The sequence below is a fragment of the Halobellus sp. GM3 genome (assembly GCF_052545375.1).
This window is the reverse complement of sequence record NZ_JBQWLT010000001.1, coordinates 247,811-272,914: the sequence shown is the minus strand read 5'-3', so window position 1 is coordinate 272,914 and position 25,104 is coordinate 247,811. Positions and strand designations below refer to the sequence as shown.

At 69.2% G+C, this 25,104-nt stretch carries 28 protein-coding genes; 11 read left to right on the top strand and 17 right to left on the bottom strand.

Translation table 11 applies throughout. The annotated features are described in order from the left end of the window. Window positions 1-45: 45 nt before the first annotated feature. The 3 genes from ACT3HL_RS01380 to dcd are packed head-to-tail and all read right to left on the bottom strand — an operon-like array spanning window position 46 to window position 2,355. A complete protein-coding gene (locus ACT3HL_RS01380; RefSeq protein ID WP_445085012.1) occupies window positions 46-744 on the bottom strand; it encodes a methyltransferase domain-containing protein in 699 nt (232 codons plus the stop codon). Window positions 745-793: 49 nt separating this feature from the next. After that, the gene (locus ACT3HL_RS01375) at window positions 794-1,708 is read right to left on the bottom strand and encodes a thiamine-phosphate synthase family protein (RefSeq protein ID WP_445085011.1); all 915 of its coding nucleotides are present in this window, start codon (window positions 1,706-1,708) and stop codon (window positions 794-796) included. Next, window positions 1,705-2,355, bottom strand: a complete 651-nt coding sequence (gene dcd, locus ACT3HL_RS01370; RefSeq protein ID WP_445085010.1) for a dCTP deaminase — start codon at window positions 2,353-2,355, stop codon at window positions 1,705-1,707. The genes ACT3HL_RS01375 and dcd overlap by 4 nt, the downstream gene beginning before the upstream one ends. 176 nt (window positions 2,356-2,531) lie before the next feature. On the opposite strand from dcd, the gene pth2 reads away from it, so the two are divergent. The 4 genes from pth2 to ACT3HL_RS01350 all read left to right on the top strand — a co-directional run bounded on the left by pth2 (window position 2,532) and on the right by ACT3HL_RS01350 (window position 6,524). Next, a complete protein-coding gene (gene pth2 / locus ACT3HL_RS01365) occupies window positions 2,532-2,870 on the top strand; it encodes a peptidyl-tRNA hydrolase Pth2 (RefSeq protein WP_445085009.1) in 339 nt (112 codons plus the stop codon). Window positions 2,871-2,952: 82 nt separating this feature from the next. Beyond that, window positions 2,953-4,059 (top strand): ATP-binding protein, encoded by a 1,107-nt coding sequence (locus tag ACT3HL_RS01360; RefSeq protein WP_445085008.1) that lies wholly within the window; start codon window positions 2,953-2,955, stop codon window positions 4,057-4,059. 134 nt (window positions 4,060-4,193) lie between these two features. Next, window positions 4,194-5,681: a tRNA pseudouridine(13) synthase TruD gene (gene truD, locus ACT3HL_RS01355; protein ID WP_445085007.1), complete on the top strand. Its 1,488-nt coding sequence runs from the start codon at window positions 4,194-4,196 to the stop codon at window positions 5,679-5,681. 117 nt (window positions 5,682-5,798) lie between these two features. Beyond that, window positions 5,799-6,524: a DUF2103 domain-containing protein gene (locus tag ACT3HL_RS01350; RefSeq protein WP_445085006.1), complete on the top strand. Its 726-nt coding sequence runs from the start codon at window positions 5,799-5,801 to the stop codon at window positions 6,522-6,524. Here ACT3HL_RS01350 and ACT3HL_RS01345 read toward each other — a convergent pair. The 3 genes from ACT3HL_RS01345 to aspS all read right to left on the bottom strand — a co-directional run bounded on the left by ACT3HL_RS01345 (window position 6,521) and on the right by aspS (window position 9,775). After that, complete coding sequence (locus ACT3HL_RS01345) at window positions 6,521-7,282, bottom strand: 4-phosphopantoate--beta-alanine ligase (protein WP_445085005.1); 762 nt, start codon at window positions 7,280-7,282, stop codon at window positions 6,521-6,523. The two genes, ACT3HL_RS01350 and ACT3HL_RS01345, sit on opposite strands and share 4 nt — an antisense overlap. A 52-nt stretch (window positions 7,283-7,334) precedes the next feature. Next, on the bottom strand, window positions 7,335-8,210 hold the full coding sequence (locus tag ACT3HL_RS01340) for a GHMP family kinase ATP-binding protein (RefSeq protein ID WP_445085004.1): 876 nt from the start codon (window positions 8,208-8,210) through the stop codon (window positions 7,335-7,337). A 260-nt stretch (window positions 8,211-8,470) separates the two neighbouring features. Continuing rightward, the gene (gene aspS / locus ACT3HL_RS01335; RefSeq protein WP_445085003.1) at window positions 8,471-9,775 is read right to left on the bottom strand and encodes an aspartate--tRNA(Asn) ligase; all 1,305 of its coding nucleotides are present in this window, start codon (window positions 9,773-9,775) and stop codon (window positions 8,471-8,473) included. A 126-nt stretch (window positions 9,776-9,901) separates the two neighbouring features. Between aspS and ACT3HL_RS01330 the strand changes: the two genes are divergently transcribed. After that, entirely contained in the window at window positions 9,902-10,852 is a 951-nt protein-coding gene (locus tag ACT3HL_RS01330) for a hypothetical protein (protein ID WP_445085002.1), read from the top strand. 75 nt (window positions 10,853-10,927) lie between these two features. On the opposite strand, the gene ACT3HL_RS01325 is transcribed toward ACT3HL_RS01330, so the two are convergent. The 9 genes from ACT3HL_RS01325 to ACT3HL_RS01285 all read right to left on the bottom strand — a co-directional run bounded on the left by ACT3HL_RS01325 (window position 10,928) and on the right by ACT3HL_RS01285 (window position 20,177). Continuing rightward, complete coding sequence (locus ACT3HL_RS01325; protein ID WP_445085001.1) at window positions 10,928-11,650, bottom strand: phosphoglycerol geranylgeranyltransferase; 723 nt, start codon at window positions 11,648-11,650, stop codon at window positions 10,928-10,930. A gap of 89 nt (window positions 11,651-11,739) precedes the next feature. Continuing rightward, complete coding sequence (locus ACT3HL_RS01320) at window positions 11,740-12,486, bottom strand: winged helix-turn-helix transcriptional regulator (RefSeq protein ID WP_445085000.1); 747 nt, start codon at window positions 12,484-12,486, stop codon at window positions 11,740-11,742. A gap of 95 nt (window positions 12,487-12,581) precedes the next feature. Then, window positions 12,582-13,658 (bottom strand): glutamate--cysteine ligase, encoded by a 1,077-nt coding sequence (locus ACT3HL_RS01315; protein ID WP_445084999.1) that lies wholly within the window; start codon window positions 13,656-13,658, stop codon window positions 12,582-12,584. A gap of 79 nt (window positions 13,659-13,737) precedes the next feature. Further along, entirely contained in the window at window positions 13,738-14,391 is a 654-nt protein-coding gene (locus ACT3HL_RS01310) for a fibrillarin-like rRNA/tRNA 2'-O-methyltransferase (RefSeq protein WP_445084998.1), read from the bottom strand. After that, window positions 14,388-15,257, bottom strand: a complete 870-nt coding sequence (locus ACT3HL_RS01305; RefSeq protein WP_445084997.1) for an NOP5/NOP56 family protein — start codon at window positions 15,255-15,257, stop codon at window positions 14,388-14,390. Before ACT3HL_RS01305 ends, ACT3HL_RS01310 begins: the two co-directional genes overlap by 4 nt. Before the next feature lie 122 nt (window positions 15,258-15,379). After that, on the bottom strand, window positions 15,380-15,682 hold the full coding sequence (hisE, locus tag ACT3HL_RS01300) for a phosphoribosyl-ATP diphosphatase (RefSeq protein ID WP_445084996.1): 303 nt from the start codon (window positions 15,680-15,682) through the stop codon (window positions 15,380-15,382). 101 nt (window positions 15,683-15,783) lie between these two features. Further along, window positions 15,784-17,640 carry an ATPase, T2SS/T4P/T4SS family gene (locus ACT3HL_RS01295; protein ID WP_445084995.1) on the bottom strand — a complete coding sequence of 619 codons (1,857 nt, stop codon included), beginning with the start codon at window positions 17,638-17,640 and terminating at the stop codon, window positions 15,784-15,786. A 257-nt stretch (window positions 17,641-17,897) separates the two neighbouring features. Then, complete coding sequence (locus ACT3HL_RS01290) at window positions 17,898-19,661, bottom strand: methyl-accepting chemotaxis protein (protein ID WP_445084994.1); 1,764 nt, start codon at window positions 19,659-19,661, stop codon at window positions 17,898-17,900. A gap of 255 nt (window positions 19,662-19,916) precedes the next feature. Then, entirely contained in the window at window positions 19,917-20,177 is a 261-nt protein-coding gene (locus ACT3HL_RS01285) for an HAH_0734 family protein (RefSeq protein WP_445084993.1), read from the bottom strand. A gap of 139 nt (window positions 20,178-20,316) precedes the next feature. On the opposite strand from ACT3HL_RS01285, the gene ACT3HL_RS01280 reads away from it, so the two are divergent. From ACT3HL_RS01280 to ACT3HL_RS01260, 5 genes are all read left to right on the top strand, one after another. After that, complete coding sequence (locus tag ACT3HL_RS01280; protein ID WP_445084992.1) at window positions 20,317-20,598, top strand: 50S ribosomal protein L44e; 282 nt, start codon at window positions 20,317-20,319, stop codon at window positions 20,596-20,598. Window positions 20,599-20,600: 2 nt separating this feature from the next. Then, complete coding sequence (locus ACT3HL_RS01275; RefSeq protein ID WP_445084991.1) at window positions 20,601-20,786, top strand: 30S ribosomal protein S27e; 186 nt, start codon at window positions 20,601-20,603, stop codon at window positions 20,784-20,786. 24 nt (window positions 20,787-20,810) lie between these two features. After that, window positions 20,811-21,614: a translation initiation factor IF-2 subunit alpha gene (locus ACT3HL_RS01270; RefSeq protein WP_445084990.1), complete on the top strand. Its 804-nt coding sequence runs from the start codon at window positions 20,811-20,813 to the stop codon at window positions 21,612-21,614. A gap of 64 nt (window positions 21,615-21,678) precedes the next feature. Next, complete coding sequence (locus ACT3HL_RS01265) at window positions 21,679-21,861, top strand: RNA-protein complex protein Nop10 (protein ID WP_445084989.1); 183 nt, start codon at window positions 21,679-21,681, stop codon at window positions 21,859-21,861. Between the two features lie 4 nt (window positions 21,862-21,865). Then, window positions 21,866-22,624, top strand: coding sequence for a proteasome assembly chaperone family protein (locus ACT3HL_RS01260; protein ID WP_445084988.1), 759 nt, complete (start codon window positions 21,866-21,868; stop codon window positions 22,622-22,624). A gap of 46 nt (window positions 22,625-22,670) precedes the next feature. Here the strand turns inward: ACT3HL_RS01260 and ACT3HL_RS01255 are convergent, their stop codons facing one another. Together ACT3HL_RS01255 and ACT3HL_RS01250 are read right to left on the bottom strand one after the other, a co-directional pair. Beyond that, the gene (locus ACT3HL_RS01255) at window positions 22,671-23,570 is read right to left on the bottom strand and encodes a PhzF family phenazine biosynthesis isomerase (RefSeq protein WP_445084987.1); all 900 of its coding nucleotides are present in this window, start codon (window positions 23,568-23,570) and stop codon (window positions 22,671-22,673) included. A 67-nt stretch (window positions 23,571-23,637) separates the two neighbouring features. Then, window positions 23,638-24,279: a metal-dependent hydrolase gene (locus ACT3HL_RS01250; protein ID WP_445084986.1), complete on the bottom strand. Its 642-nt coding sequence runs from the start codon at window positions 24,277-24,279 to the stop codon at window positions 23,638-23,640. A 100-nt stretch (window positions 24,280-24,379) separates the two neighbouring features. On the opposite strand from ACT3HL_RS01250, the gene ACT3HL_RS01245 reads away from it, so the two are divergent. Beyond that, entirely contained in the window at window positions 24,380-24,994 is a 615-nt protein-coding gene (locus tag ACT3HL_RS01245; RefSeq protein ID WP_445084985.1) for a hypothetical protein, read from the top strand. The last annotated feature ends 110 nt before the right edge of the window (window positions 24,995-25,104 follow it).

Here is a 25,104-nt window from a genome sequence, read left to right as displayed (position 1 = left end):
TCACTTTTCACCGACGACCGGCCAGTCACGCCGCCGCGCCGTTCGTCACCGTTCCCCCACCCGGCCGCCGGCGACGCGGGCGAACCCGAGCGCCCGCGTCTCGCGGTGGACGTCCGCGCAGACGCGGTCAAGTTCGCGGTGGGCCGCGACCAGCCGCCGTTCGAGGACGCGCGTCGGCTGAGCCTCGCGTCGCGCTCCGCCGCTCGGCGGCGTGGACGCGCGAACGAGCCCCCGAAACGGGACGTTGAGCGGGCGGGCGAGCGGGTGCGTGCTGCGGCCGAGGTCGACGAGCGCGAGTCGCCCGCCCGGCCCGACGAGGTCGGCCCATCCGCGTACCGCCGCGGCCGGGTCGGCGAGCATCCCCGAGAGGAACGTCGCGAGCACGGCGTCCGCGTCGGCGACGGGCGGCCGCCGCGCGTCGCCGCGGACGACGTGGACGTTGTCCCAGCCGGCCCGTTCGATGCGGTCGCGGGCGATCGAGAGCACGCCGGGCGTGACGTCGACCCCGACGACGACACCAGCGGGTCCGACGCGCTCGCGCAGGTGCGAGAAGTTCGCACCGGTTCCACAGCCCACCTCGACGACGACGTCTCCCGGGTCGGGGTCGAGCGCATCGACGCCGGCCCGGCGGAGCCGACGGACGCCGGGCGTCCGGCGCGCGATGAGATCGTAGAGCGACGCGTAGCGGGTGTAGAACTCCTGCGTCGCCGCGGTCCTCGTCGCGGGTGGCTCGTCGGCAGTCATCGTTCGAACGGACGGTCGCCAGCGGCGTAACGCCGTCGGCGCCCCGCGGTCACTCCCGAACGAGCGCCTTCACGGCCGTGACCACCGCGTCGGCGTCGGGACCGAGGACGTACGTGATCGGCTCGATGCCGTAGCTCCCGGTCTGATAACAGACGAACGTCTCCGAGAGCGAGTCGGGGGCGCGCGCCGAGACGGACTCGCGGATCGGATCCGTCGGCGCGTCGGGGTCGAACTCGACGGCGTCGTAGCCGGCCGCTTCGAGGTCGGCGACGATCTGGGAGTCATAGCGGAGGTTGAGCGCGGCGCGGGCGTCGCTGCCCGCCTCGCGCGCTGAGAGGAGAACGGAGGCGACGTGCTCGCTGACGCCGAACTCCGGATCGGCCGGAACCGTGGCGCGGCCCTTCACGTCGAATATCCGGCCCGGAACGCCGGCGACGTCGTCGACGCTCTCGGCGTCGGGGAGGCACTCGACGAGGTTCGAGCCGACGTTCGGGATGAGCCCCGCGAAGCCGCTCGCGTTCGTGAGCCGCCGGAGCGCCCGCCTGACTGACAACCGCACCTGCTCTCTCGTTCGGAGGCTGCTGTCGGGGTCGTGGATCCGCCCGTAGCCGTCGTACTCGGCGAACTCGGGCATCGCCGCCTCGTGGAGGCGCGCGAGGAGGTCGCCCTCCTCCAGCCGCCGGATGAGCACCTCTGCCTCGACGAGCGCCTGCACGCGGCTCATATCGCCGGTGGAGAGGCCCTCGGCGATGCGCTCGACGAGGGCGACGACGCGCTCGTCTTCGAGCACCGCCTCTCTCCGGCTCACCTCCCCGTGGGCGTACTTCGAGACGGCGCTCTGGCTGATCCCCAGCGCCTCTGCCACCTCGTGTTGCGTCAGGCCGCGCTCGCGGAGTTCCGCCGCCAACATCGACCGGAACGTGGGCAGGAACTCCTCGACGACGACCTCCTCGATGAACTTCATTCGTCGCTCCCGTCGGGCGTCCCTACGTCGTCGCCACCGTCGGGCGCCGTGTCGGTGCCGCTCCCACCGCCCGCGAACTCGGGATCGGAGCCGATCCGGGAGGCCTGCGGCCCCTCCTGTCCCTGGTACTTCGAGCCCCGCTCGGCGCCGTACGGGCGCGCTGCGGGCCGCGTGAGCTCCGTGAACACCAGTTGCGAGACGCGCATCCCCGGCGTCAGCGCGACCGGCGCGGTGCCGAGGTTCGAGAGTTCGAGCGTGATCTGGCCCTTGTATCCGGGGTCGACGATCCCCGCGGTCGCGTGGATCACGACCGCGAGTCGGCCGAGCGAGGAGCGCCCCTCGACCGTCGCGAGGAGGTCCGCCGGGATCTCCACGCGCTCTTTGGTGGTTCCGAGGACGAAATCGCCGGGGTGAAGGATGAACTCCTCTCCCTCCGGAACCGTCGTCTCGGTCACGTACTCGGAGATCTCCGACTCGCGGTTCGGGTGGATACAGGAGATGTTCGTCCGCTGGAACTCCAAGAACTCCTCGCCGAGACGGAGGTCGAGACTCGCCGGCTGGACCTGCATATCGAGGTCGTCGATGGGGTCGACGACGAGATCGCCGGCCTCGAGGCGGGCCAGAATGTCCTCGTCCGAGAGTATCATCGTTCGTGTGAGTGCGGGCGGGGAGGTAAATATCCCGCTTCCGTCCGAACGCCCAGCGACACCGCCGCGTCGGCGTCACCCACGAGACAAAGCGCGAGGACGGATTCACACACACAGAGAGGGCAGTCTCACGCACAAAGCGAGGACCTATACCACCGCGCGCGCCACCGTGGCGTATGAAGCAGGCCATCGTCGCCCGGACGGACCTCGGGATGGGGCGGGGAAAGCTCGCCGCGCAGGTCGCCCACGCGTCGCTGTCGGCCTACGAAGACGCCGGCGACCGCGCCCGGAAGCGCTGGAAGGGAGCGGGACAGAAGAAGATCGTGCTCAAAGCCGACGGCGAAGCGGCACTGTTCCGCCTCGCCGAGGAGGCCGATCGGCTGGGTCTCCCGAACGCCATCATCCGGGACGCGGGACACACGCAGCTGGACCCCGGAACCGTCACGTGTTTGGCGATCGGCCCCGCTCCCGAGGCGGACGTCGACCGCGTGACGGGCGACCTCTCGCTGTACTGACGTCCGGAGCGGCGGCGTCAACGACTCCAACGACCCCGAACGGCCAAACGACTTACCACTGAGCCGCCCGGACGGACTGTCGATGAGCGAATTCGCGGGATCGAGCGCGCCGCTCACCGACGTCGTCGACGACCTCGCCGACGCCGTGATCGTCCGGGACGCCGAGAGCGGCGCGATCCTCGACGCGAACGACGCCGTCGCGGAGATCTTCGGGTGGGAGCCGGCGGCGTTCTGCGAACTCGACGCTGCGGACTGCGCGGCCAATCCCGCTGCCGCGGCCGCCGCGCGGGCCGACGCGGACGAGGCCGCCCGAGAGACCGGAACGGGGACGTTCCGCTGGGAGGCCGAACGCAGAGACGGAACGACCTTCTGGGCGGAGGCGAGCGTCTCGACGACGCGCGCCGGAGACCGGGAGTGCCTCGTGAGCGTCGTCCGCGACGTGACCGCACGAGTGGGCCGGGAACGCGAACTCGAACGGTTCGCCGCGGTGCTGGCGCACGACCTCCAGAGCCCGCTGAACGCGGCGCAGGCGCAGGTGAACATCCTGCGGCGGGAAGCCCGCGGGGGCGAGGAGTTCCTAGACCGGCTCGATCGGATCCACGACCGGATGATCGACATCGTCGAGGACGTCTGCACGTTCGTGAACGACGGCCGGCGCGTCGTCGAATCCGACACTGTCGGGCTTGAACGGGTCGTCGAGAACGCCTGGGAGGCGGTCGGCGGCGACCAACACGAGGGCGCGACGCTCGTCGTCGGGGACGGCCTCGGCGCGGTCGCCGCCGACGAGGGGCGGGCGTGCCGGCTCTTCGAGAACCTCTTCGAGAACGCGATTCGACACGGGTGCCGCCGCGACGGCGCCGACTCCGCCGACGCCGGTGAAAGGGTCACCGTGACGGTCGCAGGGCTCGCCGACGGCCGCGGGGTTGCCGTCGAGGACGACGGGCCGGGGATCCCCGCGGCCGACCGAGAGCGCGTCTTCGAGTACGGGTACACCACCGACGCCGGCGGGACGGGATTCGGGCTGAACATCGTCGCCGCCGCGGCGGAGGCCCACGGCTGGGACGTCGCGGTCGGCGAGTCCGAGGCGGGCGGGGCGCGCTTCGAGATCACGGGGATGCGAACCGAATCAGCGGGCGACGAGAACGGCGCTGGAGATTCCGAGAGCGGTCGGAGCGGCGATCCACAGTAGCCCCGCGCACCGATCGACCGGCCCCAAACCGGGCGGGGGTCCCCGAGTCGGGTCCTCGATCCCTCGAACCGGGCGGGGGTCCCCCTCGAACCGGAGGGGCCTTACTCCCCGGGCGGGAAGTCGGGAGCGACCAGATGCGCGAGGCACATCCGATCGAACGGCGCGTCGGCATCGAGTACTACGCCAGCGACGCCGACGGGACCGGCGGCCGTCTGCGAACGACCCCCGAGGACTTCCGCGTTCGCGAACTGGAGACGATGGAGCCGGAGCCGCTGGAGGTCGAATCGGGTGATTACCCGCATCTCCTCGTGCGGGCGACGCTGCGGAAGTGGGACACCAACGACTTCGCGCGCCGGCTGTCTGACGCGCTCGGGATCAGCCGCGAGCGGGTCTCGTGGGCCGGGACGAAGGACAAGCACGCGGTCACGACACAGCTTTTCAGCCTCGCGAACGTCGACCCCGACGAGCTCTCGGGGGAGGGCCTTCCTTCGATTGGGGGGGCGGATCTCGAGGTCCTCGGGCGGATCGGCCGCTCGCTCCACTTCGGCGACCTGGCCGGCAACGCCTTCGAGATTCGCGTCCGCGACGCCGACGCCGATCCCGTCGACGCGATCACGGCCGAACTGCACGCGTTCGTCGCCGGCGAGACGGAGGCGCCGGACCGGTTAGCCGGTGCCAACGGCGACGGCGCCGGGACCGCCGACATCGACACTGGGACCGCCGCCGGCGACAGCCCCGTTGACGTCGCGGTACCGAACTACTTCGGGCACCAGCGCTTCGGGAGCCGACGGCCCGTCACCCACGAGGTGGGCCTGTGCGTCGCTCGCCGCGAGTGGCGCGAGGCGGTCCTGACGTACGTCGGCAACCCCGCAGAGGCCGAGCCCGAGTCGACCCGGGCCGCCAGGGCGTTCGTCGACGACCAAGCCGAGTCGGCCGACCCCGATTGGAACGCCGCGCTCGACCGGATGCCGGGCGCGCTGCGCTTCGAGCGCTCGATGCTGCATCGCCTCGCCGAGCGCGGCGACGAGACGCCCGCGGACTGGCGGCACGCCCTTGAGGCCGTCCCGCGGAACCTCCAGCGGCTGTTCGTCAACGCCGCGCAGTCGTACGCGTTCAACCGCATCGTCAGCGAGCGCCTCGAGCGCGGTCTCCCGCTTTCGCGTCCGGTCGCCGGGGACGTGGTGTGCTTCGCCGACGCCGACGCCCCAGAGGGACTCTACCGCCCGGACACCGATCGGACGCAGGTCGCGAGCGAGCGACGCGTCGACGTGATGTCGCGCCACTGCGAGCGCGGCCGCGCGTTCGTGACCGCACCGCTCGTCGGCACCGACACCGACCTCGCTGACGGCGAGCCGGGCGAGGTCGAACGCGACGTGCTCGAGGATCTCGGCCTCGAACCGGCCGATTTCGACCTGCCGGACGAGTTTCACTCCACCGGGACGCGCCGCGCCGTGCTGTTGCGGACGCGCGTCGCCGTCGACGCGGCCGCTGGTGAGACGGAACGCGACGGTGAGGACGGCGCTGACGACGACGCGTACGACCTCGCGTTTTCGCTTCCGTCGGGCGCGTACGCCACGGTGCTCCTCCGCGAGTACCTGAAGACGTCCCCGAGAGAGCTATAGGGGCGTCCGCACCCGATTGCGCATCCGATCGCATGGACTGCGTGCGGTCGAGTGCGCGGAGACGTGCGAACGCCACTGTATAGCCGCGCTTTTATTTTCACGTCGCGTTCGGCCGCTATGGACTGCCGGCGGTGCGGAACGCCCCTCGAACGCCCCGGCGACTACTGTCTGGTCTGTAATACGTCGAACTGCGACGCCGTCGTCGTCGCGTTCGAGCGCGACCGGGCGGAGCTGACGATGCTCGACGGCGAGGACGTCGTGGGAGAGACCGCCCTGACGACCGTTCCCGAGGCGGACCCGGAGGCGGAGGTCGTCGAGCTCCGGAACTTCGCGGGGCGCGTCGCCGACGAGATCCGGCGCAAGCGCCCGGAGACGGTGTTCGCGTCGGGCGATCGCGAGGTCCTCCGGGAGGCGCGCGCGCAACTGCACCACGAGTTCTACCGTGTCGCCGGCGAGGACCCCGTCTCGCGCGTGCTCGACCGCCGCGGCGAGCGCACACTGGAGGTGGTCGAGACGCCCCCGAGAGAGAAGCTCGGTGGGGCGCACTCGACGCTCATCGGCGGGCGCGGTGGCAGAAAAGCGATCGGCGTCGTCGCGGATCACCCGCACGTGAAGAAGATCGTCCCCGGACCGATCGACGCCGGCGGCACGGGGTCGCGGACAGGGCTCAGAGCGAAGGTGACCCGCGCCGACGACAACGGGAACGTCCGCCTGTTGCTCAGAGACGGCTCCAGCGTGCAGGAGAACCGGATCGTCACGACCGCGATGGACAGAGAGACCGGCGAGTTCGTCCGCGACGACCTCAACGAGGCGCTCTCGGAGAAAGAACTCCGGGAGAACTAATCCAGATCCCCCGAACGGATCGTCGTTTCGGCCGCTTCGAGCGCCTCCGCTCCGACGAATTCGCCGACGATCGCTTCCAGTTCCTCGCGCGAGGCCCCCCGGAGCTCCCGAGCGTGCGCCGTGACGTTCGGCACGGCGCGGATGATGTTGTCGATGATCGGAACCGCGGCGGCCCGCGCGGACCGCGACAGCGGGTTCAGATCGATCACGATCTCGGATTTCCCCATCGCCGCGAGCGCCTCCGCCCGATCGCCGTCCTCCAAGGGAACGAGCACGACGTCGGCCGCGCCGATGCCGTCCGCGTCGACCTTCGCGCGCTCGTGGTCGAGGCCGGGGATGCGCGCGTCGGCGGTCAGTCCCTTGATCTGAACGCCCGCCTCCTCGGCGCCGTGTTCGCGGAGGTGTGCGGCGATCGCGTCCATCCGTTCTTCGGTCCGGTTGAAGAGGTTCACCTCGATATCGGCGTCGACCGCGGCGGCGAGGTCGATCATCTCGCCGGGCACGAGCGCCGCGACGTTGCCGTTGACCGAGAGCACGGGGCGCTCTGCGAGGAGCAAAAGCGCGGCGGCGGCGCGTTCGGCCCGGTCGGCCGAGTCGATCGTCCGCTCGCCGAGGAGGTAGTCGAACGCCTCGCCGCGCCCCTCGGCGATGAGGCCCTGTTTGCTCGTGATGCCCTTTTCGACGCCCGCCTCGATGCGGTGTCGCGTGAGTAGCGACTGGTACCGGGGGTGGCTCTCCGGCACGTCGATCTCGCTCATACCCGGAGAAGTATCGGTGGCGGGAAAAGCGAGCCGATTCGGCCCCGGTCAGCTACCGAGTGCGTTCCGGGACGCCCCAGTCTGCCGGTCGGAGCGTCGCCCCCGCCGAGTGGACCGAGCAGACCTCGGGCTCGTAGCCGGCCGCCGAGAGGTCGCGGCCGAACGCGAAGACGGTGTCGCCGAGCATCGCCATCGCGGCGTCGCCGCCCTCGGCGCGGGCGGCCGCGATAGCGTCTGCGACCCGGTCGGTCAACAGGTCGGCCTCGCGAGCGAAGCGGCGCGAGAGCGAGACGAGGCGCTCGGGGGTGGGGTCCTCGCGGAGGTCCGCGAGCGCGCGCTCGCCGGCCGCGGTGAGCGCGTTCGTGTCCCCGGCGAGGACCTCCTCGGTCGACAGGGGGCCGAAGGAGACGTACTCGACGCGCGGGCTCTCCGGGACGCCGTCGAGGCGCCCGTGCCCCGGCGCGCCGGGGTCGAGTCGGATCGGAAGCCCGCCGCGGGCCTGCGCGACCACGTCGCCGAGGCCGGTCCCGGCCTCGACTTCGGCGCGGTGGGCGACCGCGACGAGGTCGTTCTCGCTTCGGCGGCGGTCGTACGCCGCGTTCGCGGCGTACGCGGTCCCGAGCGCCATCGCACCGGAGACGCCGAACCCGGCCCCGAGCGGCAGCGACGTCTCGGCTTCCACCCTCGCGTCGGGCGCGTCGAGCGCGTCCAAGACGCGGGTGACGGCGTCGACCGCGATGGACCGGCCGTTCAGCGCGACCGCGGGGGCGTCGCCGTCGGCCGCGGCGCGCTCGACTCGGACGTCGACGCCGTGCGACAGCGTGATGCCCGCACCGCGAGAGCCCGCGACCGAGGGGTCCTCGTCCGGATGCGCGCTGAAAAAGCCCGTGACGTGCCCGGGCACGAACGCCGCCGCCTCGTCGGTCATTGGCGTCGGTTGCGCGTCCGCCGTTAAATCGGGCGCGATTTCCGGCCGCGCGGGACCTCGCCGGTCGGCGAGCGATCAGCGCCGAACGGAGAGCGTCGCCGCCTACGGCGACAGACGCTGCCGGTCTGACGAGACTCGCTAGCGCTCGTCTCGTTGGTTCGCCACGTCTTTGCCCTACGGGCTCAGACGTTGGCGATCTCGCGGGAACACCGGTAGAGCGGAGCTCTACCGAGCTCCCGCACTCGTTGCCGCGTCGTCGCCTACGGCGACAGACGCTGTCGGTCGCGCGGGAACAGCACGGCCTCGCGGATGTTCTCCAATCCGAGCATCGTCATCACGAGGCGCTCGCCGCCGAGACCCCAGCCGGCGTGCGGCGGCATCCCGTATCTGAACATCTTCGTGTAGTACTCGAACTGGTCGGGGTCGAGCCCCTGCTGTTCGAAGCCCTCGACGAGGCGGTCGTAGCGGTGTTCGCGCTGCCCGCCGGAGACGAGTTCCATCCGCGGGTGCATCATGTCGAAGCCGGTCGAGAGCTGGTCGTCGTCGTCGTGGTCTTTGATGTAGAACGGCTTGATCTCGCTCGGCCAGTCGGTGATGAAGTAGTGCTCGCCGACGTCGTCGCCGAGTGCGCGCTCGCCCTCCGTCGGGAGGTCGTCGCCCCAGACGAGCTGTTCGTCGAGTTCGCCCGTCGCGTTGATCCGCTCGATGGCCTCCTCGTAGGTGAGCCGCGGGAACTCCCCGGAGGGGACCTCGAACTCATCGTCGAGCCCGAGCAGTTCGAGCTGTCGCTCGCAGTTCTCGGCGACGCCTTCGTAAGCGCTCTTGACGACGTGCTCGCAGGCGTCCATCGCCTCGGCGTGGTCGACGAACGCCGACTCGAAGTCGATCGACGTCGCCTCGTTGAGGTGCCGGGGCGTGTTGTGCTCTTCGGCGCGGAAGATCGGCCCGATCTCGAAGACGCGCTCGAGGCCGGAGCCGACCATCAGCTGCTTGAACAGCTGCGGCGACTGGTTCATGAACGCCTCCTCGCCGAAGTACGTGATCGGGAACAGCTCCGTGCCGCCCTCCGTCCCGGTGGCGACGATCTTCGGCGTGTTGATCTCCGTGCAGCCGAGGTCGCGGAACGCCTCGCGCGCGGACCGGAGGACCTCCGCGCGGATCTCGAAGACCGCCTTCACCTCCTCCTTTCGGAGGTCGAGCGTCCGGTTGTCCAAGCGCGTCGAGAGCTCGGCGTCGACCTTCCCGGAGGGGTCGAGCGGGAGTTGCGTGTCGGATTCCGCGAGCACGTCGATCGACTCGGGGACGATCTCGACGTCCGTCGGCGCGCGCGGCTCCTCTTTGACCGAGCCGGCGACCGAGACGACGCTCTCGCGGGAGACGTTGAGACCGGTCTCGACGAGGTCGGCGTCCATCGAATCCTCCTCGAGTTTGATCTGGATCTTCCCCGATTTGTCCCGGAGGATGAGGAACGCGATGCCGCCGAGGTCCCGGACCTCGTGGACCCAGCCGGCGACGGTGACCGCCTCGCCGGGCTCGGCGTCGGCCGTGTAGGTTCTGCCTTTCATACCCCGTGATTCCGGCCGCCCGGTCTTAAAAACGGGCGGTTCGGACCCGGAGTGTGTCACCCACACACGGGACGGCCTCGGGCGCCGGCGAGCGTTCATATAGGAGCACGGGACCACTCCGGTGCGATGCAGCAGCAAACCACCGTCGACGTCGTCGTCGACGCGGGCACCGCCGTCGCGAGCGCGCTCGCGGCGTCAGTCCGTCGACGCCGTCGGAACAATCGGCGTCGCGACGAGCGGGCGGACAGTCGGAGCGAGGACAGGCCGGGGACAGGCGGCCGCAACGACGAAGCCAACGGCCCCCACGCCGGTGCCGCCGAGGCGTTCGTCGTCGGCACGCTCCTCGTCCTCGCGACCGGTCGAGTGCCGCTTTTGGGCGTCCTGCTCGCCGGCTACGTCGTCGTGTCGGCCCGTGACCGCGAGGTCGTGGTCTCGGCGTTCCGCGCGTGGCCGCGGCTGGGAATCGAGGGGTTCCGCGCGAGTGCCGTCGTCGCCGCCGCCGCGATTCCGGCGGGCGCCGCCCTCGTCGGGGCGGGACTGCTCCGTGCCGGCGGAGTCAGCGGGCTGTTCGGTGCCGGCGGCGGCGCGGGAGGTGAACTCGGTGGGCAGCTGACAGTAAGCGGGACCGCCGGTCCCGCCGCACTCGCCGGACTCGGCATCGCGGCGCTCCTCGCCTGTCTCGTGTGGTACGGCGCGGTGGTCGGCATCGCCGCTCTCGCGTGGAGCGGCGGACGTTCGGAATCTGTCCGTTCGACCGCGGCACGGTTCGTTCGCTCGCCGGCGATTCGACGGCTCGCGCTCGCGCTCGCGGGAGTCGGCGTCGCCGTGGGGGTCGGACGGTTCGGGGTGGGTGCGGTCCCGGTCGTCGGTCCGGTGCTCGCGGCCGGCGTGACGTTCTTCGGCGTCGCGGTCGCCGCCCGACTCATCGAGCGGGTCCTCCGCAACGAGAGCCACCGGATCGACCGGCTAGCCACGGGGGTCGAACGCGGGAGCGCAGGGCGCAGACGACGTGACGGCGGAACACAGACTCGAGACGGGAGTCCTCAGACGGAAATTCGGGAGGTGGTCCGCTGGTGAAAGTTCGGGACGGTGGCTCTCGGACGGGGATTCGAGGCGGAGGACGGCTGGAGTGAGAGCGGGCGCGGGAGCGCGCTACTCGGCGATCATCTCGGCGTGGGCGTCTTTGACGCCCTCGACGGTCTCGCGGACGGCGTCGACGCCCTCGTCGTGGAGGAGGTCTCCGACGACGACGGTGTCGGCGTGCTTGCCCATCTCGTAGGCGGCGTCGTAGTCGCCGATCCCGCCGCCGTAGAACAGCGTCGACTCCTCGAGGGCGTCGCGGGCGGCCGCGACCTTCTCGGTGTCGCCGAAGGTGCCGGAGTACTCGACGTAGACGATCTCCTGGCCGAACATCTTCTCGGCGACGGCCGCGAAGGAGGCGACGTCAGCCGCGGTCTGGTCGGTGTCGGCGTCGGTCAGCTCCGCGACCGACGCCTCGGGGTTCAGCACGATGTACGCCTCCGTCGTCGTCCGGTCCCAGTCGAGCGGGCCGTCGATTCGGACCCACTCTTTGTGCGCGCCGGTGACCCAAAAGGAGGACTCGGCGTTGAACACCGTCGGGATGAGATACCCATCGAGGTGATCGGATTCGATAACGACGGCGGGGTTCGACGGTTCTTGATACAGCGGCACATCGTATGTCGCGCAGGCGTCGACGACGCGCTGCATCTTCTCGGTCGTGATGTCGAGCGTCCCGCCGATCTCGATCGCGTCGGTGCCCGTCTGGCAGACGTCCGCGAACGTCTCGCCTTCGACGAGGTCTTTGTCCGGGTCCACTTTCAGCACGTGGTCCCACTCCGTCCAAGGCCCGGTCATTGCAGATACCTCGTCCGGGGAACGTTAAAAATGACGCGAAAGTACCGGTGAGAGACGATGATCCCCGGAATCAACGAGGGGCGACGGTATCAACGGTCGGTGTCGCCGTCGCGCCCGTCTGCGCCGTCGGAATCCGCGTCTCTGTCGGAATCCGCGTCCCTGTCGGAGTCAACGTCGTTGTCGGTCCCGCTTTCATCGACCGCGTCATCGCCGCGTTCGTCCCCGCGCCGCTCGTCTCCCGCGTCGTCGACGGTGATGTTGATGGGGCCGCTGTCGGCTCCGGCACCGCTTTCGTCGTCCTCTGGACCACCGCCGAGGCTGCGATCGAGGTTGAACACCGTGTTCAGCTCCGATTGGACCTGCCCGACGACGCCGCGGACCAGTTCACTCGGCGCGATAGCGGTGTACTCGTAGGGGTTGTTCCCCGCGCCGGCGCTCGCGCGCTTGCGGCGCTTGACCGTCTCCTCGTCGTGGAGTTCGGCGAGCGCCTCTCTGACCGTGCTCGGGTACAACCCCGTTCCGTCGGCGACCTCCTCGCTCGTCGAGTGCGGGTGCTGTCGGAGGTAAACGTAGATCCGAGCGCGCGTTTCGGTGTCGAGGAGCCACGCGAGGAGGTCGACGATGCCCTCGTCGAACTCCGAGACGGCCCGGTCGGCCTCGGCTTCCAGCCGCGCTCGCGCGTTGGTTCCCTCCGAATCGGTGTCGAACTCGTCCGCGTCGGTGTCAGACGCATCGGCCGCGCCGATGCCGTCCGCGCCGCGTTCCCGGCTCTCGCGGTTCTCTTCCCGGCTCTCGTCGCTCTCGTCTCGCTCGTCGATTGGGTCACTGGGGGACATCGTGTTCTACTCGAAAGGTCAAAACTCACGAGCCAAAAGCCTTTCTCGCGTGGACCGGCGGGCGCGCCCTGTCGGGTGAGAAGAAAGCGCCCCGATCAGTCGAGACAGAGCGCTTCACAGAGCGCATCGAGGCCCGACTCGTCGTACAGCCGCCGTTGGCGGATCGTCGGACTCTCCGCATCGAGGAGTCGGCGGAGACCGACAGCGCCGAGCCGCTCGGTTTCGGCGGCGACGAACTCCTCGAGCGTCACTGTGTCCTCGGCGTCACGAGTAACGAACGACGCGTCACGCCCGTAGCGCATCGCGTGCCACTTGTTCGCATCGAGGAGTTCCCGACGGATGGCCGTCCCCGACTCACCGTCCTCGTATCGGGTGGCGAGGTCCTCGACGAGCGCGTGGACGTACTCGACGAACGCGAGGGTGGCGTCCGGGTCGGTCTGGGCGTCCGGCGTGCGGACCTCGACGGTCCCGTGGCCGGTGTGCGGCCGGACGTCGTACCAGAGTTCCCCGCGGTCCTCGATCGACCCGAGTTCGACCATCCGGCGCTCGAACCGTTGATACGCCTCGAAATCGGCGAAGCGCGTGGGCATCCCGGTGTTCGGAAGCGCCTCGAAGATCTTCGCGCGCGCCGACGCGAGACCGGTGTCGAAGCCGCACCAGAACGGCGAGTTCGCAGAGAGCGCCAGCACCGGTGGGAGGTACCAGCGGAGTTCGTTCGCGATCCACGTCGCCTTGTCGGCGTCGTCGACGCCGACGTGGACGTGCAGTCCCGAGGTCGTGTTCCGGTGCTGCGGGTACTGGATCCGGTCCAGTTGGGACTGATACCGCGGCTTGGTTGCGTGGTCGAGTTCGCGCCACTTCGCCGCGGGGTGCAGGCCGGCGGCGGCGATCCGGTAGCCGTGGTCGGCGGCGTGCTCGACGAGCGCCTCGCGGACCGCGCGGATCGCCTCACCCGCCGCGTCGACGTCCTCGATCAGCGGCGTCTGCGTCTCGATCGTGCACTGAAACAGTTCGTGGTCGATCCGGTCTTCGAGGATCCCCCCCGGGGGGTGCTCGTAGACGAGCTCACCGATACCGGACGTCGGACGACCGCGTTCGTCGACGATGTAGAACTCCTCTTCGACGCCGAGGGTACCCATCCGGTCGAAGGCGTCCGCCGACCCTAGCTCCATCGCCCCGTGGTTTGCGGCGGCCGATTAAATATGTCGCGGGCCGCGGCGAACGCGTCGCCCATCCGCTGGGGAACTCCGGTTAGCGGGCGTCGGCCGAGCGCGGCTCCGCGACGACCGCGAGGTGGTCGTCGTGGAAGCGGTCCAGCCGCCGCGTCTCGATGAGCTCGTACCCCTCTCGGAGTTCCTCGAGGACGCCCTCGAAGACGTCAGCGGGGTCGCTGAGGACGTCCTCGCTCCGGGCTTTGATCGCGGCGATGAGCCGCCCGTCGGAGGCGAGAAACCGTCGGTTCCGCAGCGCGACCGTTGCCTGCCCGCGCGTCGCGACGTCCTGGACGAGGCAGTCGAGGTCGGACTCGACGACGTGTGCGTACGTTTCCGGGGCGCGGGCGTCCTTCAGGAGCGGAAAGAGGTTCGGCCGCGACGCCGCGACGCCAAGGAGGTCGCGTGTCGGTCGCGGGGCGAACTCGACGGCGTAGGTGGGGCCGGCGAAGTCGGCGACGTGCGAGACAGTCGTTCCCGACGCGGCTCCGAGGTAGAGGACGCTCTCGTCGCCTGCGAGGCCGAGGTCCATTCCGAGCTCGAGCATCGCGCCGAGTTTCGATCGGCCGGCGTCCCACGCGCGCCAACCGTCCTCGTCCTGCGGCTCGCCGTACACCGGTTCGCCGGGGGTGGCGAGTCGGTCGCGGCCGTCGAATCGCCGCCGCTCGACGCCCGCGGGGAGGTCGCGGGTCATCGGGACACCTCCCGCTCGCGGATGGACGCCATTCTCGCGTCGAGGTCGTCGTGGACGGACTGCTTGTACTCCCCCGAGTAGTGGTCGATACGGGCCGCGATGGCGAGTTTGCCCGCGAGCGCCCGCGCGGCAGACCCCCGGTCGTCCGGGTGCGTCCCGCGGACGTACTCGTGGGTGAAGATGACGCCGTGCTTCGGTGAGGACCCGCGGCCGCGGAGGTGGGCGAACAGCGCGTCCTCCGCGCCCAGTACCTGCACCGTGCCGGCGGGCTTCTTCGCCAGCGACTCCAGGCCGCCGGCGAGCGAGAGCAGCCGGGCGGCGAGCACGGGGCCGGCCATCGCCGAGAGGTTCGGCGCGACTTCCGGCGCGTGCGACTCGACGAACGCCCGCAGGTCCGCGCGCTCCTCGTCGAGGTCGACGATCCGTTCCGCCAGCGAGACGACCCGCGCCTCGGCCGGCGTCTCCGCCGTCCAGTCGGCGACTTCGCGCGCCCCGTCGACGCCGCCGGGAACGTCCTCGCGACCGTCGACGCCGCTCGCGAGCGATCCGGCCCACTCGGCGAGGCGCTCAGCGAGCTCGTTCGCGGTGCGCTCTGTGTCGTCCATAGCTGCGACACTATACTGGAGCTGTTGGTCTCCCGAGGTTTCTCGGGCTTTGACTGCCTCGCGCGTGGCGTGGACCGTCGCCTCGTGCAGCGCGTCGTAGTAGCCGTCTTCGTCGTCTGCGAAGCCGGATTGGACCGCCACGGCGGGCCAGTTTCTGGGCTGGTCGGCGCTACCGTCAGTGATTTGGCGTGCCGCTGCGTCGAGGTCGCCGGGATCGAGATCCGTGAACCATCCCGCGTGTTCGGGACTGTGGCCGCTCATAGGACCGCTTGAACGCGGACTCGTATATGCGTTCGCGAAGCGATATCGACGTCGCTGAGGAGTGGCATCGAGGCCACCAAAAGCGCCGAATGACCTTCGGACAGCGCGGGAATCGAGCCGGTTCAGAACCGCTCTCGGAGTTCCACACGGAGGTCATCGAGCGTGACGTCCCCCATCGCGAGCAGGACGAGAAGGTGATAGACCAGATCGGCGCTCTCGGCCAGCAGTTCGTCCTCGTCGCCGTCTTTCGCGGCGAGGATCGTCTCGGTCGCCTCCTCGCCGAGCTTCTCTAAGACCGCGTTTTTCCCCTTTTCGTGGGTGAAAAGCGACGCGGTGTAAGAGCCCTCCGGAAGCGTCTCTCTCCGGTCCTCGATCGTCGCGAACAGTTCGTCGAGCACCTCCGCCGGCGGCGTGTCCGAGTCCATACTCGAGGGTGTGAGGCTCGGGGGAAGAATCGTCCGGTTCGGCGGGGCGATACCGAGAGTCGAGAGCGTTTCGCCGAGGGCGATACCGAGACCCTGACGCGTTAGGCCGGGTGTACGGTAAGCTGCTGTTTCCGGTCGATCGCGGCTTCGAGTTCGTCGGCGATGGCGCTCCCGCGGGAGACTTGAATGTCTCCGCCGCGGCCGACCGTCGCGGTGAAGAGGTACTCGCCGTCGGCGCGGATCTCGACCGTCTCGCCGACGTGTTCGTCCAGCCGGACGACGACGTGGCGAGAGGTGACCTCCGGCGTGACGACGATGCCGTCTGACGCGCCGGCGCGTCCGGAATCGCCGCTTCCGGAGGCGGAAGCGGGCGACGAGGAGGGCTTTTCGGCGTGCGTCCGGACGTCGATGTCGATGCCGAGGCGGTCCTCGACGTCGGAGATGCGGCCGCCGCCCTTGCCGATGACGTAGGAGATGTCGTCCTCCTCGACGTAGACGACCGCCTTGTTCTGTCCCTTGAGTTCGACGTCGACGTGTCCGCGGGCGATCGAGCGGATCTCGCGTTCGATCTCCTGGCGGGCGAGGCGGCCGACGCCGCTCTCCTCGCGCTCGCCGTCGCCGAGCGGGACGGTGACGACCTGCCGGTTGAAGGTGTAGATCTCGAACTCCGGCTTGCCGGTCTCGAAGTCGGCGACCTGAATGACCGGCCTCGCGAGGTCCTCGGCGGTGAGCCCCTCGGGGACCTTCACCTCGGTCGTGACGTCGTAGACGGTGTCGACGCGGCCGTCCTCGATGTAGACGACGGTGTCGACGACCTGCGGGATCATCCCGAGTTCGACGCGGCCGACGAGGCGCTGGAGCGCGTCGATGGCGCGGGTCGCGTGGACGACGCCGACCATCCCGACGCCGGCGAGGCGCATATCCGCGAAGACGCCGAAGTCGTCGGTCTTCCGCACCTCGTCGTAGATCGTGTAGTCGGGGCGGACCAAGAGGAGCGAGTCGGCGGTCTTGGCCATATCGCCGCCGAGGGCGGTGTACTGCGTGATCTCGGGGCCGACCTGCAGGTCGCGCGGCTTCTCCATCGTCTTGACCGCGTAGTCGCTGTCGGCGAGGAACCCGGCGACCGCCTGCGCGAACGTCGATTTCCCCGCGCCCGGGGAGCCGGCGATGAGGACGCCGCGCTGGCGCTCCTTCAGGCGGTCTTTGAGCTCGTCGGCGAACTCGTAGTCTTCGAGATCAGTCTTGACGATCGGACGGACGGCCGTGATCTCGATGCCGTCGGCGAAGGGGGGACGAGCGATCGCGATGCGGTAATCGCGGTACTGGACGATGCTCATTCCCGGTTCGGAGAGTTCGAGAAAGCCGTCCGGGTCCGAGCGAGCGGTGTTCTCGATGTCGTCGGCCCACTCTTTCATCTGTGCCTCTTCGGTCGTCTCCTCCCGGATGGTCTGATAGTGCATCTCGCCGATGGCCCCGCGCTTGGCCTTCGGCTTCGTTCCGGTCTTGAGATGAACCGACATCGTCTGCTCGTCGAAGAACTCCTCGATGATGAGGCCGCCGGAGCCCCGCGCTCGCGGTTCGACGTACTCGACGTCGATGCCCTTCGCCTTCGCGACCTCCGCTTGGACGACGTCGCTCGTCAGGAGCGTCGCGCCCTCCTCGTCAGCGATTTCCCGGATGAGCGCGTCGATGTCGCCCTCGTGTGCTCCGGTCGCCTCACTGGGCTTCGTCCGCCGGCCCACGTATCGAACCTCGAGAGCGCCGTCGTCGGCGAGCGCCGTGAGACGCTGGAGCTCTTCGAGCCCCTCCCAGCCCGTGTCGAGGCCGTCGTTGGCCTGTGATTCGAGCTCGCCGATGACGGCCTCGGGAACCAACACCGACACCTCGGCGCCGTCGGACTCGACACGCTCGGACACGCGGCCGTCGATGACCGCGCTCGTGTCCGGCACTAGCTTCATACGCCCGGATTCGACCGGCGGACGGATAAGGGTATAGACTGCACGCGGCCGTGCCGTTGCACGCGAGCGTTTATGTAGGAAAACGGGGGCAGAACTCCCGTGACGTGACATTCACCCCGCGTCGGGAAAGCGGTTGCCCGGCACGTCGGCGCGGGATCTGCGGTGCCGGCTGTACGCCAGAGAGAGAAGGATTACACAGCGATAGCGCTACCGACCGACGGCACGGCGAGAGCGGATTGAGAGCGGCGAGATCCGTATCAGTCGTCGGTCGCAGCCGAGGCCGCCGAGCGCTCTGTACGATCAACGGCGGGCTCGACGCCGTCCGTCTCCTGCCCGAAGTCGAAGCCGCCGACGGCCTCGTCAGCCGTCGAACCGTCGCTCTCGCGGTCGCCCATCACGTCGGCAATCCGGTCTCGGTGGTCCTCCAGCACCTCGAAGGAGCCGACGAGGTCGTCGAGGCCGTTCGCGCGATCGGAGAGCGCGCTCGCCTGCGACTGGAGTTCGCGGAGCGACTCGGACTGCTTCGAGGCGTCGTCGGCGACAGCGGTGGTCTGTGCGGAGGTCTCCTCGGAGATGTTCGCGACTTCGTCGACGCGCGCGGCGACGTCCTGTGAGGAGTTCGCCTGCTGATCCGTCGCCTCGCTCACCTCGCGGACGCTGGCGTCGATCCCCTCGACGTCGTCGACGATCGTCTCGAACTCCTCGATCGCCTCCTCGACCGTTCCGACGCTCGATTCGACCTGCGCGTCGGTCTCGTGGACGGTTTCGAGCGTCGCTTCCGAGCGCTCCGTGACCTCCTCGATGAGCGCGGAGACCTCGTCGGCGGACTCGCGGGTGTCTTCCGCCAGCGCCTTGACCTCGCGAGCGACGACGCCGAACCCGTCGCCGGCGTCGCCGGCGTGGGCCGCCTCGATCGAGGCGTTGATCGCGAGGAGATCCGTCTGCGATCCCACCTCGTCGATGAACTCGGCGATCTCGTCGATCTCCTCGATGAGCGCCGCGAGCTCCTCGACGGCGGTCGCCGTCTCGTCGATCCGCGCCTCGACCGCGTCGAGTTCCTCCATCGCCGTCGTCGCGACGTCGCGGCCCGCCCGCCCGCGCTCGGCGGCGCGCTCGGCGGTCCCAGCGACCTCGTCGGCGGAGGCGGCGATCTCTTCGACGGTGGCCGAGAGCGTCGACAGCTCCGAGGCGACCGTCTGGAGGTGTTCGGTCTGGGTGTCCGCCCCGTCCTCGATCTCGTCGACGGCGGCGGCGACCGCCTCGCTCGACTCGGTCGCGCGCCGGACGTGCGTCTGCGCCTGGTCGCTCATCTCCGCGACCTGATCGGCGAACGACTGCACGTCGCCGATCGTCGCCGAGAGCGTCCGGACGAACTCGTTGTACGACCGGGCCACTTCGCCGTAGCGGTCGTCTTCGGCGGCCAGTTCGTCTGCCGGGACGAGCGCCGTGAGATCGCCCTCGCGGGCCCGCTCCGTCGCCTCGCCGAAGGCGTCGACGAGTCGCTGGAGCGCTCGGGTGTGCGCCGTCAGGTCGGTCGCCATGCGGCCGAGCGAATCGCCGAACTCCCCCGGGAGCCGCTCCTCGAGAACCGGGTCGTCGAACTCTTGGTCGGCCATCGCGGTCGCCTGCGCGGAGACCAACTGGAGGTGCTCGTGCATATCGCCGAAGTCCTCGACGAGCCGCGCCACCTCGTCGTCGCCGTCGAACGTCGGCGGGGACGCAGAGAGGTCGCCGGCGGCGACGGCCGCGGCCGACGCAGAGAGGTCTTCGATCGGCTCGACGACGTCGCGACGGACGATCAGCACGGTGTTGACGAAGGCGACGACCGCGCCCGCGAGGAGCACCGCCGAGAGCAGCGTCTGGGTCTCGCCCGCGACGAACCACGGGAGCCCCGCCTGTGCGATCGAAATCCCGAACTGAATACCGACCGCGACGAGGACTTTCCGCGCGACCGAGCGCGAGACGCCGAGGACGTCCATCGTCGTCCACAGAACGCGTTCGTACGTATCGAGGAAGCGCATACGCCCAGTTCACCCGACGGGCGATATAAGTCCACGCGCGCGTTTTCAATAGCTGATAACCGCACACCGCCGCATATTCCGGGTATTATCAACGTTCGCGTCACGATATCACAGGTGATATCTGAGACGCCGAAGGACGGGTCTGATCGCGGGGGTCGAGCAGGATAATTTCGTCGGTCAGAAGGGAACCGCCGGCGCGCTACCGATCGGGGGCACCGATGGCCCGTGAAGAGCCCCGGCGGCGTGCGGGGCGATCTACGACGCGCCGCGCTTCGAGACGACCGTCACGGCCTCGGCGTCGACGGCGACCACGTCGAGGAAGTGCGGAACGAACTCGCGCTTCTCGAAAGCCTCGCGCTCGTCCTCGCTGCCGACGGTGCACCACAGCTGCGGGCGGTCAGCGCCGTGGTAGTCGCTCTGTCTGTCGATCGAAAAGCAGACGACCTCCTCGCCGTCGACTTCGATCGTCGCGCCACGGTTGATTCCGGGATCCCCGCGGATGATGACCTTCTTCATACTCCGTCGTTGGCTCAGTCGGGGCTTAATCGCTTCGGAGACGGTCGCCGAGAGAGCGCGTCCGAAGGGCTCGCCGACGTCGGCGCGAACCAAACGGGTTTTAACCGACGATGTCGAAACAGGCACAAGGTCGATATCTATGGAAATGCCACGCCGGTTTAACACGTACTGCCCGAACTGCGACGGGCATCACGAGCACGAGGTCGAGAAAGTCCGAACGGGTCGCTCGACGGGAATGAAGTGGAACGCGCGGCAGACACGCCGCGGCAAGGCAGTGATCGGAAACGCCGGCAAGTTCTCGAAGGTTCCCGGTGGCGACAAGCCGACGAAGAAGACGAACCTGAAGTACATCTGCTCGGACTGCGGCAAGGCCCACATGCGAGAGGGATGGCGCGCCGGTCGCCTCCGCTTCCAGGAGTAACGATGGCAGGAAACTTCTACCGCGTTCAGTGTCCGGACTGCGACAACGAGCAGGTCATCTTCGGAAAGGCGTCGACGACGGTCAACTGCGCCGTCTGTGGAACGACGCTCGCGACGCCGACCGGCGGCGACGCCGAGATTCACGGCGAGGTCGTCGAGACGGTCGAACGCCGCTCGGTCGAGGCGTAAGTCTCCGCTCGGAGGATTCAATACATGAAGTACAGCGGATGGCCCGAGTCGGGTGAGCTCGTCGTCGGCGAGGTCGATGAGATCACGGACTTCGGGGTCTTCGTCGACCTCGACGAGTACGAGAACAAACGCGGCCTCTGTCACATCAGCGAGGTCGCAAGCGGCTGGATCAAGAACGTCCGCGACCACGTCCGCGAGGGACAGACCGTCGTGGCGAAGGTCCTCGACGTCAACGAGAGCTCCCAGCAGATCGATCTCTCGATCAAGGACGTAAACGAACACCAGCGCAAGGACAAGATCCAGGAGTGGAAAAACGAGCAGAAGGCAGACAACTGGATGGAGGTCGCCTTCGGCGAGGACATCGACGACGAACGGTACAGCGCCGTCGCGAACGCGCTGCTGGCCGAGTTCGAGACCCTCTATGACGGCTTCGAGGCCGCGGCGATCCACGGTTCGGACGCGCTGGAGGACGTCGACCTCGACGACGAGGCGGTCGACGCCATCGTCCAGACGGCCCGCGAGAATGTCTCGGTCCCCTACGTGAACGTCACGGGATACGTCGACCTCCGGTGTCCGACCGGTGACGGCGTCGACCGGATCAAGGAGGCGCTGCAGGCGGCCGAGGGCGACGACGGCGAGGTCCCAGAGGAGATCGACCTCGAAGTCACGTACGTCGGCGCACCCGAGTACCGCATTCGCGTTCGGGCCCCCGACTACAAGACCGCCGAGGACGCCCTCGAGGCGTCCGCCGGCCGCGCCGGCGAGTCGATCGAAGCCGACGGCGGTACCGCCGAGTACCACCGGCAGCGACACGAGGACGACGAGTAGCGCGTGGCTGTCGGCGTCGTTGCGACACGGTTCTGACTATGGAATTTGTGACATCGTTCTGGCTATGAAATCAGACATTCGCGTGTGTGCACGCTGGCGCGACGTCCACGACCGACCGGTGTACACGCTCGCGGAGACGTGCCCGGAGTGCGGCGGCGAGACCGAGAACTCCGCTCCGGCGCCGTTCGACCCCAAAGACGCCTACGGCGAGTACCGACGCGCTCTTAAACGCCGCGTCCGCGAGTGAGTGTATGGACGATATCGAGATCGAGACGCTCACAGAGCCCGATCTCCGCGACCCGGCGCTGATCGAGGGACTCCCCGGCGTCGGACACGTCGGGAAGCTGGCGGCCGAGCACCTGCTCGAGGAGTTCGACTCCGAACTCGTCGCGCGCGTCTTCGCCGACGAGTTCCCGCCGCAGGTGGCCGTCGACGACGAGGGCGTCGCCGAACTCGCCTGCGCGGAGTTCCACGCGGTCGACACCGGCGAGCGGGACCTCTTGGTCCTGACCGGCGACCACCAAGCGCAGTCGCACTCGGGACACTACCACATCACCGACGCGTTCCTCGACGTCGCCGCGACGTACGACGTCGACGACGTCTACGCGCTCGGCGGCGTTCCGACCGGCGAACTCGTCGACGAACCGGACGTGTTGGGCGCGGTGAGCCACGCGGACGGGGTCGACGCGCTCGAGGACGCCGGCGTCGAGTTCCGCGAGGGTGAGCCCGCCGGCGGCATCGTCGGCGTCAGCGGCCTCCTGCTCGGTCTCGGCGGTCGGCGCGGTTTCTCGGCCGCCTGTCTGATGGGCGAGACGAGCGGTTACCTCGTCGATCCCTCGAGCGCGCAGGCCGTACTCGAGGTGCTCGAATCGGTCGTCGACTTCGAGGTCGACTACGACTCCCTCGAAGAACGCGCCGAGGAGATGAAGGAGGTCGCAGAGAAGATCCAAGAGATGCAGAGCCAACAGCAGGGGATGCCGACCGACGACGATCTCCGGTACATCGGGTAAGCGATCGAGCGGGATTCGCAGCGGCGAAACGGAGGTCGCTTCCCCCTTACGCCTCGACGATGTCGTCGTCGTCTTCTGGCGGGACCGTCAGCCGGCCGTCGAGAGACGTCACCGCGCGGCCGCCCACGCGGACGTCCGCGCCGACGCGGACGCGGATCCGACCCGGGCGGTCGAGGTAGTGGCCCTGCTCGAAGCGCATCTCGTCGGGGAACTCGTCGAACGCGCCGATCTCGCGCAGGTACGCGCCGCAGGCGCCGGCCGCAGTCCCGGTGACCGGATCCTCCGTCACGCCCAGTCCGGGCGCGAACGCCCGGGCGTGTAACGTCGCGTCGGCGGAGAGCGCGTCGAACGTGAAGGCGTAGACGCCGGCGACGTCGTACTCGTCGCCGAGCGCCTCGATCGCGGCGGGGTCGGGGTCGATGCGACCGAGGTTCTCGAGGAAGTTCACCGGAACCATCAGAAAGGGGAGGCCGGTCGAGGCGACCGCGGTCGGGGCGTCCGCGCCCACGTCAGAGAGCGTGGCCGGGTCGACGCCGAGCGCCTCACCGAGCCGCTCGTAGTCGATCGCGACGCGCCGGACGCTCGGTGACTCCTGCGTCATCCAGACGGTGCCGTCGTCCTCGATCTCGATGTCGAGGACGCCGACGTGCGTCTCGACGGTGTGCTCGCCGGGGTCGACGGCGCCGTCCTCATAGAGGTGTGCGTACGCGGCGATCGTCGCGTGCCCGCAGAGATCGACCTCCTGAGACGGTGTGAAGTATCTGAGACGCCTGTCCGCGGTTTCCGAGGGGAGGACGAACGCCGTCTCGCTGACGGCGAGCTCGCGGGCGATCGCCCGCATCTGGTCGGTCGCGAGGTCGTTCGCCTCCGGGACGACGCCGGCGGCGTTGCCGGCGAGCGGTTCGGCGGTGAAGGCGTCGACGAGCAGCGCGCGTCGGATGTCCATACGACTCCGACTCGCGCGCGAGTGAAAAACCCCGCTCTGTCAGGTTCGGTCGAGAAGTCGACGAGCGCTACCGGAAGTCCTCGACGAACCGGGCAGGCAGTCGGACGACGACGCCCTCGGGAAGCGCGTCGACGACCGCCTCGACGGCGATCACCATCGGCTTGCGGAGGAGGACGTACACCGCGGAGATCCCGACGGCGGCGAGCACGCCGGTCTGGACGGGGCCATCGAAGGCGTAGACCGCTGGAGCGGCCAGAACGACCGCGGCGAGCAGATCCTCGGGCGAGCCGTCGTAGCGGATCCACCGCCGGGGGCGGATCCAGCGGCCGTGGTAGTGGCTGTAGACCGCCCGTTCGGACGTCCCGAGCCACGGCTTCAGCTCCAGTCCGCCGCCGATCGCGTCCGACGCGGAGTGCAGCGCCGCCGCCGCGAGAAACAGCGCTGCCGACATAGCGACGAGACCGGTCTGGGGCGCGAGGACCGTCGCGGCGACGGCGACGACGGCGCCGACGGCGGCCGCCGCGCTGAAGTACACCGGGAAGTGGAGGGTCCGGCGGTGCCCCGCATAGAGGTCGAAGTCCGGGAACAGCCCGCCGAGGGCGGCAGCGGCGATGGGAATCACCGAGGTTCCAGCGGCGCTCTCGGGGAAGAGAACGCTGACGAGCACGGCGAGTGCGACTCCCGCCAGTGCGTGGGTGGTGGCCATCATCGATCGCTTGTAGGGGAATCGTCAATAAGACCGTTCCGTGTGTCGTCATACCACGGAACGCGGTCGGACGCTTTTAGTCGACGACCACCAATCGCCGCGTATGCGACTGCCAGCCCGCTCGGAGGCCGCGGCCCTCGCCGCCAGCGCGATGCGGATGGCCATCGCTATCATCCTCGGGTACGGCATCGCGACGGTGAATCTGGGGATCGTCGTCAACGCGGTGCTCGCGCTGGCCGTCACGTATCTCCCGGCGGTGCTGCGCCGGGACTGGGACCTCCGCCTCTCGCCGGGACTGACGTTCGTCGTGACGCTCGCGGTGCTTTTGCACGCGCTCGGGATGGTCGGCTTCTACGACGAGATCTGGTGGTACGATCACCTGACGCACACGCTCTCGGCGATGATCGTCGCTGCGGTCGGCTACGCGGCCGCGCGCGCCATCGATCTCCACTCGGACGCCGTCTCCTTTCCCCCGCGCTTTCTCTCGCTTTTCATCCTGCTCGTGACGCTCTCGCTCGGGGTGCTGTGGGAAGTCCTCGAATTTCTCGCCCGGCTGGGGGCGGCGGCGGTCGGCGTCGAGGCCGTGTTGGTCCAGTACGGCCTCGGAGACACGATACTCGATCTCGTCTTCGACACGGTCGGGGCGGTGCTTGTCGCGCTCTTCGGCACCCGGCGCCTCTCTACGCTGATCGAGACGATCCGCGAGTGGCTCAGATAGCGGTGGCCGCGGGGCGGTGCCGAGTCCGTCCCACCGGACGACACCGGGTCCGTTCCACCGGGCGCTGTCGGGGGTCCGTCCGCGCGACACGTCCACGCTTTTGTACCCCC